The sequence below is a fragment of the Rhizobium sp. CB3171 genome (assembly GCF_029714265.1).
Taxonomy (GTDB): domain Bacteria; phylum Pseudomonadota; class Alphaproteobacteria; order Rhizobiales; family Rhizobiaceae; genus Rhizobium.
The window spans coordinates 189,501-202,805 of sequence record NZ_CP121654.1; the positions used below are offsets into that span (position 1 = coordinate 189,501).

General features: G+C 57.8%; 11 protein-coding genes and 2 pseudogenes. 11 read left to right on the top strand and 2 right to left on the bottom strand.

Annotation, left to right across the window (positions count from 1 at the left end):
- Positions 1 to 18 precede the first annotated feature (18 nt).
- Positions 19 to 462, bottom strand: a complete 444-nt coding sequence (locus QA648_RS32950) for a pseudoazurin (protein ID WP_283054674.1) — start codon at positions 460 to 462, stop codon at positions 19 to 21.
- Positions 463 to 842: 380 nt separating this feature from the next.
- Here QA648_RS32950 and ccoN point away from each other — a divergent pair, with 380 nt between their 5' ends.
- From ccoN to QA648_RS33005, 11 genes and pseudogenes are all read left to right on the top strand, one after another.
- Positions 843 to 2,459, top strand: coding sequence for a cytochrome-c oxidase, cbb3-type subunit I (gene ccoN / locus QA648_RS32955; protein WP_283054675.1), 1,617 nt, complete (start codon positions 843 to 845; stop codon positions 2,457 to 2,459).
- A 7-nt stretch (positions 2,460 to 2,466) separates the two neighbouring features.
- Positions 2,467 to 3,198 carry a cytochrome-c oxidase, cbb3-type subunit II gene (gene ccoO, locus QA648_RS32960; protein ID WP_283054677.1) on the top strand — a complete coding sequence of 244 codons (732 nt, stop codon included), beginning with the start codon at positions 2,467 to 2,469 and terminating at the stop codon, positions 3,196 to 3,198.
- Positions 3,199 to 3,207: 9 nt separating this feature from the next.
- Positions 3,208 to 3,360 carry a cbb3-type cytochrome c oxidase subunit 3 gene (locus QA648_RS32965; RefSeq protein ID WP_104825658.1) on the top strand — a complete coding sequence of 51 codons (153 nt, stop codon included), beginning with the start codon at positions 3,208 to 3,210 and terminating at the stop codon, positions 3,358 to 3,360.
- 1 nt (position 3,361) lies between these two features.
- A complete protein-coding gene (gene ccoP, locus QA648_RS32970; protein WP_283054678.1) occupies positions 3,362 to 4,225 on the top strand; it encodes a cytochrome-c oxidase, cbb3-type subunit III in 864 nt (287 codons plus the stop codon).
- A 376-nt stretch (positions 4,226 to 4,601) separates the two neighbouring features.
- The gene (gene ccoG, locus QA648_RS32975; RefSeq protein ID WP_283054680.1) at positions 4,602 to 6,203 is read left to right on the top strand and encodes a cytochrome c oxidase accessory protein CcoG; all 1,602 of its coding nucleotides are present in this window, start codon (positions 4,602 to 4,604) and stop codon (positions 6,201 to 6,203) included.
- Complete coding sequence (locus QA648_RS32980) at positions 6,200 to 8,494, top strand: cation-translocating P-type ATPase (protein ID WP_283054681.1); 2,295 nt, start codon at positions 6,200 to 6,202, stop codon at positions 8,492 to 8,494. The genes ccoG and QA648_RS32980 overlap by 4 nt, the downstream gene beginning before the upstream one ends.
- Positions 8,491 to 8,637 (top strand): annotated as a pseudogene (gene ccoS, locus QA648_RS32985) (cbb3-type cytochrome oxidase assembly protein CcoS); the annotation flags it as partial. The gene QA648_RS32980 and the pseudogene ccoS, both read left to right, overlap by 4 nt.
- A 416-nt stretch (positions 8,638 to 9,053) precedes the next feature.
- Complete coding sequence (locus QA648_RS32990) at positions 9,054 to 9,734, top strand: OmpW family protein (protein WP_283054682.1); 681 nt, start codon at positions 9,054 to 9,056, stop codon at positions 9,732 to 9,734.
- A 371-nt stretch (positions 9,735 to 10,105) separates the two neighbouring features.
- A complete protein-coding gene (gene thiO, locus QA648_RS32995) occupies positions 10,106 to 11,080 on the top strand; it encodes a glycine oxidase ThiO (protein WP_283054683.1) in 975 nt (324 codons plus the stop codon).
- Positions 11,071 to 11,205: pseudogene (locus tag QA648_RS33000) on the top strand (MoaD/ThiS family protein); the annotation flags it as partial. The gene thiO and the pseudogene QA648_RS33000, both read left to right, overlap by 10 nt.
- 318 nt (positions 11,206 to 11,523) lie before the next feature.
- Positions 11,524 to 11,748, top strand: a complete 225-nt coding sequence (locus tag QA648_RS33005; RefSeq protein WP_283054684.1) for a hypothetical protein — start codon at positions 11,524 to 11,526, stop codon at positions 11,746 to 11,748.
- Between the two features lie 155 nt (positions 11,749 to 11,903).
- Here the strand turns inward: QA648_RS33005 and hemN are convergent, their stop codons facing one another.
- The gene (gene hemN, locus QA648_RS33010) at positions 11,904 to 13,256 is read right to left on the bottom strand and encodes an oxygen-independent coproporphyrinogen III oxidase (protein ID WP_283054750.1); all 1,353 of its coding nucleotides are present in this window, start codon (positions 13,254 to 13,256) and stop codon (positions 11,904 to 11,906) included.
- Positions 13,257 to 13,305 lie beyond the last annotated feature (49 nt).

Here is a 13,305-nt window from a genome sequence, read left to right on the forward strand (position 1 = left end):
TTTCTCCTGCGGCCGCCATTATTCGGCAATCTGCGCGAGGTCAGCGTTAAGGCGCTTGCGCACGAGGTTTGGAACGGTTGCAGTCTTGAGGGCATCGAGATTGGTGGGGTTATCGCCAACTTGGATGAGGGCCACCATTCCCAAGCTCATATGTGGCGTGCATTTCACCACATAGAAGCCCGGAATGTCGAATTTTGCCTGATATTCCTCGCTCGCCTTGGATTTGAATTCGGCGGCACCGTCTGGGATCAGGCCCATGAATGTTTCGACATTGTGACTCTTGTCGGTGGGAATGAAGGTGATGGTGTCACCTGGTGCGATCTTCGTGAAACCTGGCTCGAAAACCATTGCGCCGTCCGTGCCCTTGTTCAACATCCGGATCTGGTAATCCGCCGCCATGAGCGGCATCGATGACGTGGCCAGCACCGCCGCTGTGACGATCGGACAGATTTTCAAACACATTTCTGATCTCCTTTCGCGATACCCCGATTAACTGTCGGCCCGACGTTTTTAGGCGCTGACCGGCCGACATTCCTTGAGATCGAGCAACTTTAATCAAATTCTGCGTCGAGCATCCGCGTCGGTGTCCATCCGCGCGCGGATGAGGTCGCTGCGGCAACCACCCGTTTCGGCTCACGTTCTCAATGGGAACACTCCCAACGCGTCTCGACCTCGGGTGATCAATGCGCAATTGGATGCAATCAGGTGGGTCATCAAACAAAATCGCAGTATTCGTTGAGAGAGATCAAGGACTGAGTGCCCCTCGCGTGCGAATAGTTGCCCAAAGTAGCGAGGAAGGCGGCCGCCTGTGGCGCGGTCGTCTGCGCTTCGGGAACCATGACATGAATTACACCGCTGAAGCCGTGCTGGTCGCGGTCGGCGCTTTTCTGGCATTGGTGGGTGCCGGCGCCGCTCATGATCAGCTTTTTGCAACCCACATGGGGATACTGTTCTTTTGTTTGATAGCGGGTACCGTCGTGCTTTTGCGGCGGATTGATTTTTCCCCGGAGGCAGTCGGCGCCAAACCCAAAAACGGAGGCTATTTTGACGAGGTCATCCGCTATGGATTGATTGCGACCGTCTTCTGGGGGGTGATCGGCTTCCTGATCGGCGTCGTGATCGCCCTGCAACTTGCCTATCCGTATCTGAACCTCGCGCCGTATTTCAACTTTGGCCGGCTCCGCCCACTTCATACCTCCGCGGTTATCTTCGCCTTCGGCGGCAACGGGTTGATAATGACCTCCTTCTACGTCGTCCAGCGCACCTGCCGAGCCCGGCTCTTCGGCGGCAATCTCGGTTGGTTCGTGTTCTGGGGATATCAACTCTTTATCGTCATGGCCGCGACCGGCTATGTTCTCGGGATCACGCAGGCCCGCGAATATGCCGAGCCCGAATGGTATGTCGACATCTGGCTCACCATTGTCTGGGTCGCCTATCTTGTCACCTTTCTGGGAACGATCCTGAAGCGCAAGGAGCCGCACATCTATGTGGCGAACTGGTTCTATCTGGGCTTCATCGTCACCATCGCCATGCTGCACGTCGTCAATAATCTGTCTGTGCCGGTCTCTTTCCTCGGCTCGAAGAGCTATTCGCTGTTTTCGGGCGTGCAGGGTGCCCTGACACAATGGTGGTACGGCCACAACGCCGTCGGCTTTTTCCTGACGGCGGGCTTCCTTGGCATGATGTACTATTTCGTGCCGAAGCAGGCGAACCGCCCTGTCTATTCCTACCGCCTGTCGATCATCCATTTCTGGGCCCTGATCTTCATGTACATTTGGGCTGGCCCACATCACCTGCATTACACGGCATTGCCCGACTGGGCGCAGACGTTGGGCATGGTCTTCTCGGTGATGCTGTGGATGCCTTCCTGGGGCGGCATGATCAATGGTCTGATGACGCTTTCGGGCGCCTGGGATAAGATCCGTACCGACCCGATCATCCGCATGATGATCGTCGCGATCGCCTTCTACGGCATGTCGACCTTCGAAGGCCCGATGATGTCGGTCAAGACGGTCAACTCGCTCAGTCACTATACCGAATGGACCATCGGTCACGTTCATTCCGGTGCGCTCGGCTGGGTCGGCATGATCACGTTCGGCGCCATCTACTACCTGACGCCAAAGCTCTGGGGACGTGAGCGGCTTTACAGCCTCCGCATGGTCAACTGGCATTTCTGGCTCGCCACGCTGGGCATCGTTATCTACGCGGCGGTGCTGTGGGTCGCCGGCATCCAACAAGGCCTGATGTGGCGCGAATACAATAGCCAGGGCTTCCTCGTCTATTCCTTCGCAGAGACCGTGGCTGCGATGTTTCCCTACTACCTCCTGCGCGCCGTCGGCGGCGCTCTCTATCTGGCAGGGGGAGTGATCATGGCCTGGAACGTCGCAATGACCATCCGGGGGCGCCAGCGCGACGAAGCCGCGATCCCGAGCGCTTTCATTGCCAAGGCCGCCGAGTGAGATAAACATGTCAATACTCGCCAAACACCAGATCCTCGAGAAAAATGCCACCCTGCTGCTCGTCGGATCGCTGTTGGTGGTCAGCATTGGCGGCATCGTCGAGATCGCGCCGCTGTTCTATCTCCAGAACACGATCGAGAAGGTGGAAGGCATGCGCCCGTACACGCCTCTCGAGCTGGCAGGGCGCAATATCTACATCCGCGAAGGCTGCTACCTCTGCCATAGCCAGATGATCCGCCCGTTCCGGGACGAAGTGGAGCGTTACGGCCATTATTCGCTCGCCGCAGAGTCCATGTATGACCATCCGTTCCAGTGGGGCTCGAAGCGCACGGGACCGGACCTGGCGCGTGTCGGCGGTCGCTATTCCAACGAATGGCACGTCCAGCATCTGTCCAACCCGCGCGAGGTCGTGCCGGAGTCGATCATGCCCACTTATGCCTTCCTCAAGGAGAAGGACGTCACGGTTAAGGATATCGGCATGGATCTCAAGGCTAACGAGGATGTCGGCGTGCCCTACGGCAAAGACATGCTGGCGAATGCGGAAGCCGACATGCGGGCGCAGGCCGATCCGAACGCAAATACGACCGATCTGCTGGCGCGATATCCGAAAGCGAAGGTCGGCGATTTCGACGGCGACCCCACCAGGCTGACCGAGATGGACGCGCTCGTCGCGTATCTGCAGATGCTCGGAACACTGGTTGATTTCTCGACCTATGACGATGCCACCGGTTATCGCTGAGGTGCCACCATGGAAACATATACTGCAATGCGTCACTTCGCCGACAGTTGGGGGCTCCTCGCAATGGCCTTGTTTTTCGTAGGGGCTATCGCCTTCACGCTCCGGCCAGGTAGCCAAAAGATAGCCAACGAAGCCGCTGACATACCTCTGAAGGATGATTGAGATGTCGGACAAACATATAGACGAACTCAGCGGCGTCGAAACAACGGGCCATGAATGGGACGGCATCCGTGAACTCAACAATCCCATGCCGCGATGGTGGGTGTGGACATTCTATATCACGATCCTCTGGGCCGTCGGCTATGCCATCGCCTATCCCTCCATACCCCTGATCAGAGATACCACCAAAGGACTGCTCGGCTTTTCGAGCCGGGCTGAACTGCAGCACGAAATGGACAACGCCAAGGTTGAGCAGGCCCGTCTCGATGTTCTGATCGCCGCGAAAACCGTCGAAGAAATCGATGCCGATCCGACGCTGCGCGAGTTTGCCATCGCAGGCGGCGCCTCGGCCTTCAAGGTCAACTGTGCGCCGTGTCATGGTTCCGGTGCCACCGGCGCTCCGGGATTTCCCAATCTGAACGACGACGACTGGCTCTGGGGTGGCAGTCTTCCCGCCATTCAACAAACCATCGCTCACGGCATCCGCTTCGAGGCAGATCCCGAGACGCATTCGTCGGAAATGCCTGCCTTCGGCGATATGCTCGAACGCGCGCAGATACAACAGGTAGCCGCTTACGTTTGGGGCTTGACCGACACAGTTTTCAATCCGGCAGCGGCCGAGGCCGGCAAGCAGGTTTTCCTCGACAATTGTGCTGCCTGCCATGGCGAAGACGACAGGGGCAAACAGGAGATTGGTGCACCAAATCTCGCCGACGCGATCTGGCTCAAGGGGAAAGGGGAGCAGGCGATTATCCGCCAGGTGACCCTGCCGAAACATGGCGTTATGCCGGCTTGGTCGGCCCGGCTCGGCGAAACCACCGTGAAGGAGCTGACCGTATTTGTTCATTCCCTGGGCGGCGGAAAATAGAAAAGAAAAATCACGAATTCGTGTGCATCACAATCCTCATGGCCGGGACGGACGACACGGTCAGCAGTCGATCACAATCTTGTCCATTTAAGCAAGGCGGTTACGTTCGGGGCAGCCAGTAAACTTTCTCGTCGAACTGAAAAAGTTAGCAGGATTTTGATTTCACTCAACGCTCGCAAGCGAGCGAGCTGCTATTCTCCGGCACTGGAGGACGTCCCTTCGTGCTTCGGCTCGTAGTTCCTCCGAGCCACACCCCTCGCGGAGTGTGGCTCTCCTTTTGATTGAGCCGATGGGCTCACTTTTCTCTCCCAGACATGTGTCAAGAACGCTTGGCTCGTCAAATGCGGGATGAGGATCATCAACAGGATGGCATGCGATGAGCCTCAACACAGGCCGCACGAGAATTGACGATCGCATCGAACGCTTAGACGTCGTCGACGTTGGTGTCCGGCGCAACCGTCAGCCACTCTATGCTGCACGAAAGAAGGTGTTTCCAAAGCGGGCGCAGGGTCGGTTCCGACGATTCAAATGGATCGTCATGCTGATCACGCTCGGCATCTACTATCTTTCTCCCTGGATTCGCTGGGACCGAGGTCCATATGCGCCCGACCAGGCGATTCTCATCGACTTGGCCTCCCGTCGCTTCTTCTTCTTTTTCATCGAGATATGGCCCCAGGAGTTTTTCTATGTGGCCGGTCTGCTTGTCATGGCCGGCTTTGGCCTGTTTCTGGTAACGTCGGCGGTGGGACGGGCATGGTGTGGTTATGCCTGTCCGCAGACGGTCTGGGTCGATCTCTTCCTTGTCGTGGAACGCGCGATCGAAGGTGATCGCAACGCGCGCATGAAACTCGATGCTGGTCCCTGGACGCCGGACAAGGTTGCAAAGCGGGTCGCCAAGCATAGCATATGGGTCCTCATCGGCGTCCTCACCGGCGGCGTATGGATCTTCTATTTCGCGGATGCGCCATCCCTGGCCGTTGCCCTAATCAAGGGCCAAGCGCCGGCGGTCGCCTATGCCACGGTCGCCATTCTCACCTCGACCACTTACGTTCTTGGTGGGCTGATGAGGGAACAGGTCTGCACCTACACGTGTCCGTGGCCCCGCATCCAGGGCGCTATGCTGGACGAAAATTCCCTGGTCGTCACCTACAACGACTGGCGCGGTGAGCCTCGCTCCCGTCACGCCAAAAAAGCTCAGGCAGCAGGCCAGCCGGTCGGCGATTGCGTCGATTGCAATGCCTGTGTGGCGGTCTGTCCGATGGGCATAGACATCCGCGATGGTCAGCAGATGGAGTGCATCACCTGCGCCCTATGTATCGACGCCTGCGACGGCGTGATGGACAAACTCGATAAGCCGCGCGGCCTGATCTCCTATGCGACGCTGAGCGAGTACGCCGCCAACATGAGCCTGGCGACCAACGGCGGCACGGTCGCCGTGCAGCCGAACCTCGTGCGAAACCCTGACGGCAGCTTCATCGAGGGCATTCGGCACTTCAATTGGCGGGTGATCTTCAGGCCGCGCGTCCTTTTTTATGCCGCTGTATGGGCAGCGGTCGGGGTGGCGATGCTCGTGCATCTGGCGCTCAGGGAGCGGCTGGAGCTGAACGTGCTCCACGATCGCAATCCGCAATATGTGCTGGAATCGGATGGATCAATCCGCAACGGTTATACGCTTCGCGTCCTCAACATGGTCCCGGCGCCGAGGAAAATCGATATCCGACTGGAGGGCGCAGTAGGAGCGACGATGAAGATCCCCGAACTCTCGAAGGAGGAAGGCCGGCACTTCACTGTCGATGCGGATCCGGACGCGGCCACCTCGCTTAAAGTGTTCGTAACGCAACAGGCCAAGGCGGAGACAATCAAGGAATTCCTGTTCGTCATAGAGGACGAAAATCACGCGGATCGGGCGACGTACCGGGCCGCCTTCAACGCACCTCGGGGATATAAATGCATCGATACGGCGGAGTTTGGCCAATGACTTGCTGCACCATGGACGCCGAAAGCACATTGGCACTATCGAGCAGCCGTTCTTTCAGTGCTGAAGAGATCACTCTTGCGAGCCATCCGTTGGGGAACGGTTTGCGTCAACTGGACCTGAGCGTCCCCGATGCGCACTGCGGAGCCTGCATCTCGACGATCGAGGGAGCTTTGCTGAAACTTCCCTATGTAACGCGCGCCCGGGTCAATCTGACCGCCCGGCGAGTCAGTTGCATCTATGTCGAGCGGCTGGAGGACACGCTGGTCGATCCGACCGGTATTCTGTCGGCGATTATGGGCACAGGCTATCGCGTCCAAGTTTTCTCGCCAACCTCGCTATCGGAACAGACCGACAGCCTGCGCAAGCAATTGCTGCTGGCTGTCGGTGTCTCGGGCTTTGCAGCTGCGAACATGATGTTGCTCTCCGTATCTGTCTGGTCCGGCGCGGATGCAGCAACCCGCGACCTGTTCCATTGGATCTCCGCGATGATCGCTGCGCCCGCCCTTATTTATGGCGGCCGTTTCTTTTTTCGCTCGGCGTGGAATGCCTTGAAGCATGGGCGCACCAACATGGATGTGCCGATCTCGCTCGCAGTCACGCTTTCCTATGCGGTCTCACTGTCCGAGACAATCCACCACGGGGAGCATGTATGGTTTGACGCCTCCGTGTCGCTGCTATTCTTCCTGCTCATTGGCCGCACGCTCGACCAGATCATGCGGGAAAGGGCGCGAGCTGCCGTCAATGGCCTTGCGAGGCTCGCACCACGCGGCGCGCTGGTGATAGCTGCCGATGGGAGCAAGCGCTACACCGCGATTGAAGACATCAGCATCGGTGATCATGTTTTCATCGCTGCCGGCGAACGTATCCCCGTCGACGGCGTCGTGACCGCCGGCACGAGCGAGCTGGATCTCTCCATTGTAACGGGCGAAAGTATACCAGTCGCTGTCGCGAACAGCGCGGAGGTGAGATCGGGTGCGATGAACCTCATGGCGTCATTGACCATTCGCGCGACGAAGACGGCGGAAAACTCGCTGCTTGCGGAAATCATCAACCTCATGGAAGCAGCAGAAGGAGGCAGGGCGCGCTATCGCAGGATCGCCGATCGTGCGGCGAGCCTTTACGCTCCGGCGGTTCATTTGCTTGCGCTGCTTTCCTTTCTTGCCTGGGGCTTCCTTGGCGGAGATTGGAAGCATGCCATGCTTGTCGCCGTCGCCGTGCTGATCATCACTTGTCCTTGCGCGCTTGGTCTAGCGGTGCCGGTCGTCCAGGTCGTTGCCGCAGGCAACCTGTTTCGCCGCGGCATCATGATTAAAGACGGGTCCGCTTTGGAGCGTCTCGCCGAGGTCGATGCCGTCGTGTTCGATAAGACTGGCACGTTGACGATGGGCCAGCCATGTCTCATCGAGATGGTGGATGTGGGGCCGGAGGAAAGGGCGATCGCGGCCGGTCTTGCCGCGCATTCCCGCCATCCGCTCTCTCAGGCGTTGCTGCGGAGTGCCGGCGGCAACGGGCAACGGTTCGACAGCGTTGTCGAGATTCCGGGCGCGGGCCTGGAAGTCGAAACCGCCGGCGGCCTATATCGTCTCGGCAATATGGAGTTCGCTTGTTCGAGCCCGCCCCGCGAAGAAAAAGAAACGGGTGACTCGCTCTCCGAGGTCGTTCTGTCGAGGAACGGTATCGCACTTGCCCGATTCTATTTCGAAGACACGCTTCGTCCCGGAGTAGCCGTAGCCATTCGTCAGCTCGGCCTTGCGCGACTGCAGACGATGATCCTGTCTGGCGATCGGCGAGCTGTCGTCGAGGCAACGGCACGGGCATTGCATGTGGATCGTTGGATTGCGGAATTGGCTCCGAAGCAGAAAGTCGAAGAGTGCGCACGCTTAGCCGCGGCAGGCAACAAGGTCATGATGGTTGGTGACGGTATCAACGACGCGCCGGCGCTTACGGCAGCGCATGTGTCGATGGCTCCCGCGTCCGCGTCCGATATTGGTCGGCAGGCGGCAGACCTCGTTTTCCTGAAGGACCGCCTCGACGCGGTTCCGGAGGCGATCGGCGTCGCGCGGCGCGCGGCAGCTTTGATCCGCCAGAACTTCGCCCTTGCCATCGGTTACAATGTGCTCGCTGTTCCCGTCGCCATCGCGGGCTATGCGACGCCGCTTATCGCGGCTGTCGCAATGTCGACGTCGTCGCTGATCGTCGTGACGAATGCATTGCGGCTCGGCTGGAATCGGCGGGAGCAACTTAGACGTGCGGGCAAATATGCAGCCTCAGTAGGGAGTTCTACATCATGAATATGCTGATTTATCTGATCCCGCTGGCGCTGTTCATGGGTACGCTTGGGCTGGGAGGCTTTCTGTGGTCGCTAAAGAGCGGACAGTATGATGATTTGGAAGGAGCTTCGTGGCGCATCTTGGTGAATGAGGATAATGCCCCTGAGGGGGAGCAAAAGACGAAAATCTCGAGCGCAGATGACCCTACGGAACTGCTAAATTCCCAAGTGTCTCGAATCCACAGACGGTCTAACACGAAGAGGCCTTTCCGAAATGACGATTCGAAAGCGTGTTGAATTGCGCGAGGCTTCCTGCCCAGGTAGTCGTAATGCGTCTCGGGCCAAACACGAATGATGCAAAGCTGCAGCAAAGGCCTTTTCCAATGATGCGGTTGTTATTCGAATTCGCTTTTGCGGCAAGCGTCATTCAAATGCCTGAACGTTGCGAAATTGCCACACAAGGCTAGGGTTTGTCTGCGACAGGCAGTGCAGTTTTCTTTAGTTGAGCCGCCTCAAATCCTGACGTGCCAGCCGATGTTATTGCTCCTCGATTGACGAATTTCAGATCGAAGGAGACAAGGATGACTTCCAACGACATCGTACGGGCCATCATCGCTACTGCATTATTCGGCGCCGTCAGCACCGCGGAGGCTGCCGATCTGACGACACTACCAAGTAGGGCTCCCATTCCCGCGGCAGCGAACAGAAACCCATGGCAGATACGGCTGCGGGCGCTTGGGGTGATCACCAATGACTCTGGGCGCGTCGACGGATTGCCGGGCTCGGATCTTTCTTTCTCGGACACAGTCATTCCAGAATTCGACATCTCGTATTTCTTTACTGAGAATTTTGCCGCGGAACTCATCCTGGCCACAACCTACGCCAAGGTCCAAGGCGGAGGCTCGATTTCAGCGCTCGGCGAGATCGGCAAGACTTGGCTGCTGCCGCCAACGCTCACCCTACAATACCATTTTACCGACTTTGGCGCTTTTCGGCCTTATGTCGGCGCCGGCATCAACTATACGCTGTTCTACAATCAGTCAGGAAAAGGTGCTCGTAGCCTTGATGTCAAAAACACCTTCGGTGTCGCGCTCCAGGCCGGCTTCGACTATATGATCGACGACCACTGGGGTGTGAACTTCGATGCAAAAAAGATCTTCGTGAGGCCTGATTTCGATGCCAACGTCGGCGGCGCCGCTGTCAGCGGCAAGGCCAGGCTCGATCCGTGGCTGCTTGGCGCGGGCGTAACCTATCGTTTCTAGGCCGTAGACTCATCAAAATTCCTTGGTGTTTAGCGAGTTGTGTCATTCAAGGCTCGAGAAGCGTTTGGATGACATTGGCAGCCAGTGATGCCGGGTACGAGCGTGCCAACTTGGTCGTCAAACTAATGAGAAGATCAAAGTCGGACTCGAAGTGGACTAGCTTGAGAAATGGAACAAAGCCGCGACCAAGTCACAGCATAGTTGAGTTCGCAAAGAGTTCACTTGACCCATCGTATCCGGGTGCGGCGCGATATTCTGGTCGTACGAATATCGCACGACATTGACGCCGATGCCTCAACGGAGGGCCTAGATGCGATGGCGGCGAAATGCCGTAAGGGCGGCGATCTCTATATGCATATGGGAGCATGGCATTGCGGATTCTCGTTAAGGGCGCCGGTATTGCCGGCCTAACAGCAGCACGTGAACTTTGCGCGCGGGGCGCTCAGGTCACAGTCTTCGACCCGCATCCAGGATTCGGGCGCGCTGCGTCCTGGCTCGCCGGCGGCATGCTGGCGCCCTGGTGCGAACGGGAAAACGCCGACGAGAGAGTGATGACATTGGGGAAAATGGCCGTGGAATGGTGGGATGCGGTCGTGCCTGGCCAAGTCGTCCGTAAAGGGACACTGGTCGTCGCACCTCAACGGGATTCGGGCGAACTCGCCCGATTTGCGGCCCGTACGTCTGGGTATGAATGGTTGGACGAAAACGGTGTAGCCGAGCTTGATCCCGCCCTTGCGCGGCGTTTTCGCAAGGGCCTGTTCTTTCAGCGTGAAGCTCATCTGAACCCTCGTCAGGCGCTGCGCGCGTTGAAAGAGCTGCTGTCAGCAGAGGTCGCCTTTACCGACGAAGATGTGAGCGAAGACGATTTCTCCGATATCGTTGATTGCACCGGTGCTGCCCGCATCGGGCAAAGTCGCAATCTGCGCGGCGTGCGTGGCGAAATGCTCTATCTGCATACAGAGGAGGTTACGCTCGCCCGGCCCGTTCGCCTGCTGCATCCGCGCTTTCCCGTCTATATCGTCCCCCGCGGCAAGGGCCTGTTTATGGTCGGCGCGACGATGATCGAGACCGAATTCGACGGCCCGATCACTGCGCGCTCGATGATGGAACTGCTGAACGCAGCCTATGCGCTGCATCCAGCCTTTGCGGATGCCACTATCGTCGAAACCGGCGCCGGCATCCGCCCTGCCCTCCCCGACAATTTTCCGCGCGTGATGCGGGAAGGCAAAGTCATCCACGTCAACGGTCTTTATCGCCACGGCTTTCTGCTGGCGCCGACAATGGCGGCAGAAGCCGCCGATCTCGTCTTTTCCGAACGGACGCAAAGGAGTTTCCAATGCACCTGATCATTAATGGCGAAGCGCAGTCGATCGCCGCTACGACGCTTTCGTAGCTTTTGGCCGCACTCGACTATGAAGGCGACTGGCTGGCAACCGCCGTCAACGGCGAACTCGTTCACCGCGAGGATCGAGAGCGGGCGGACAGTGCTGCAGTGGTGACGAATATTGTCTTGAATGCGAATGCTGAAAACCAGGCAATGGATCGCAGCAACGAGGCCTGCCCTGAACACCATCGAGCATTTGGAGCTGAAGCGCCGGGACACTGCACCCATGCCTAAAACGAAAAAATGTTGAACCAGCAAACAAAAATGGACGCTGCGGCAAAATTCGGGATGCCTGGCTAACGACACGCCGCGGTTAATATTTTAGAAAATAAGCATAGTCGCAGTGCAGTTAAGACTGGATTTCAGGACAAATCTACAACAAGTCAACCTTCAGAGGGACGTCACATGGAACCTAACCGACCCACAACAATACAGATCGGCGCCCCTCAACATGACGCGAATAATCCATATCGCGTCATCGAGGGCGAGGAGGTGCTTTCCGTGGCATTCCGCGAATTCGTGCTGACGGCCGTCGCTGCCGGTTGGAAGGAGCCGGAGGTCGCTTTGACCTTGGCCGATATCGCAGATGACTACGTTATGGCGCTCGCTCGAAGAGCTGCGGCAAATTAGCATTGAGTTCCATCTGCGTTCGTCTTTGGTATGCGCAAGATGGCTGTTAACAACTCTTCATCCAGCCGGCCGGCAAGTCGCTTAAGACGAGATGGCTTGCCGGCGGTATACCGACGTGCCGAAGGGCTCCCGTTGCTTTGTTGCAAAGAGAAACCTCAGGCCGTCTTGCTATAACGGCGCGCCGAATCCCTCACATAGGCATCGAAAGCGGCTGCAACGGCGCGGATCAAAAAGCGCCCTTCTTCTAGCAAACGAATGATGCCGCCCGCGTTTTCGATTATTCCGTCGCTCTCGAGCATCGCGAGCCTGGTGTTGCCATCGAGAAGCGCGCGTGGCTCAAAACCGTATGTGACGGTCAACGCCGGGACGTCGACCTGAAAGTCGCACATCAGGCGCTCGATGATGCTTGCCCGCAGGCGATCCTCGGCCGACAAGCGCCAGCCTTTCGTTGTGGCCAAGCGTCCGGATGCGATCCGCTTCGCGTAACGATTGGGAAGCACCTCGTTTTGAACATAGCCGCCTGGCATGCGACCAATCGCTGACGAACCCAAGCCGATAAGCGTCTCACAGGCGTCGGTCGTGTAGCCCTGAAAGTTGCGATGCAATTGCCCGTTTGTCTGCGCGGTTGCCAAGCTGTCGTGCGGCCTCGCAAAATGATCGATCCCGATGCGGCGGTAGCCGGCCGCAACAAGGTGTTCCGAAATTGCCTTTGCCTGGGAAATACGGCTTTGCGCATTGGCGAGAGAGGCTTCGTCGATCAGCCGTTGATGCTTCTTGAAGGACGGTACATGCGCATAACCGAAGACTGCGAATCGGTCAGGCTCCATCTCGATCGCTGCCTTGGTCGTCTCGATGCAGGATTGAACCGTCTGGTTTGGCAGGCCATACATAAGATCGAAATTGATGCTGGCGATGCGCGCCCGGCGCAGCTGAAAAACCGCCTCCATTGTCTGTTCTTTGCTTTGGGTGCGGTTGATCGCCCTCTGGACCGTCGGGTCAAAGGTCTGTACCCCGATACTAGCGCGGTGCACCCCTGCTTCCCCGAGAACCGTCGCCATCTCTTGATCTAGCGTCCTCGGATCAATCTCCAACGCGATTTGGGTCGAACCCGTGAACTCGAAGTGCTTGTGCAGAAGCTCAATAAGCTCAAACATTTTCTCCGGCCCCATGATCGTTGGCGTTCCTCCACCAAAATGCAGATGGTCGATCCTGACCGGTGCCCCGGTCTTTGCGGACACGAGCCGTACTTCCTCGCGCAGCATTCTGAGATAGTCGACGATCGGGCGGCTGTTGCGCGCGTTCATGGTGTGACATCCGCAATACCAGCATATCGATGGACAAAACGGTATGTGCACGTAAAGCGATGCCGCTTTCTCCAGCGCGCCAGCGGTAAGCCAATTCTCATAAGTGTTATCGTCGACGTTGGTGGAGAAACACGGCGAGGTCGGATAGCTGGTGTAGCGGGGCAGGCGCTCATCGCCGTATTTTTCAACAAGTGCCGATCGCATGCGAAATCCTTCTACGGAGTGCGGCCTAGAATGCGGGCATTCTAGGCAC

Excerpts from the sequence above, each read along its gene's own strand:
- QA648_RS32950 (WP_283054674.1), bottom strand. The coding sequence starts at position 462 with ATGTGTTTGAAAATCTGTCCGATCGTCACAGCGGCGGTGCTGGCCACG.
- ccoN (WP_283054675.1), top strand. The coding sequence starts at position 843 with ATGAATTACACCGCTGAAGCCGTGCTGGTCGCGGTCGGCGCTTTTCTG.
- ccoO (WP_283054677.1), top strand. The coding sequence starts at position 2,467 with ATGTCAATACTCGCCAAACACCAGATCCTCGAGAAAAATGCCACCCTG.
- QA648_RS32965 (WP_104825658.1), top strand. The coding sequence starts at position 3,208 with ATGGAAACATATACTGCAATGCGTCACTTCGCCGACAGTTGGGGGCTC.
- ccoP (WP_283054678.1), top strand. The coding sequence starts at position 3,362 with ATGTCGGACAAACATATAGACGAACTCAGCGGCGTCGAAACAACGGGC.
- ccoG (WP_283054680.1), top strand. The coding sequence starts at position 4,602 with ATGAGCCTCAACACAGGCCGCACGAGAATTGACGATCGCATCGAACGC.
- QA648_RS32980 (WP_283054681.1), top strand. The coding sequence starts at position 6,200 with ATGACTTGCTGCACCATGGACGCCGAAAGCACATTGGCACTATCGAGC.
- QA648_RS32990 (WP_283054682.1), top strand. The coding sequence starts at position 9,054 with ATGACTTCCAACGACATCGTACGGGCCATCATCGCTACTGCATTATTC.
- QA648_RS33005 (WP_283054684.1), top strand. The coding sequence starts at position 11,524 with ATGGAACCTAACCGACCCACAACAATACAGATCGGCGCCCCTCAACAT.
- hemN (WP_283054750.1), bottom strand. The coding sequence starts at position 13,256 with ATGCGATCGGCACTTGTTGAAAAATACGGCGATGAGCGCCTGCCCCGC.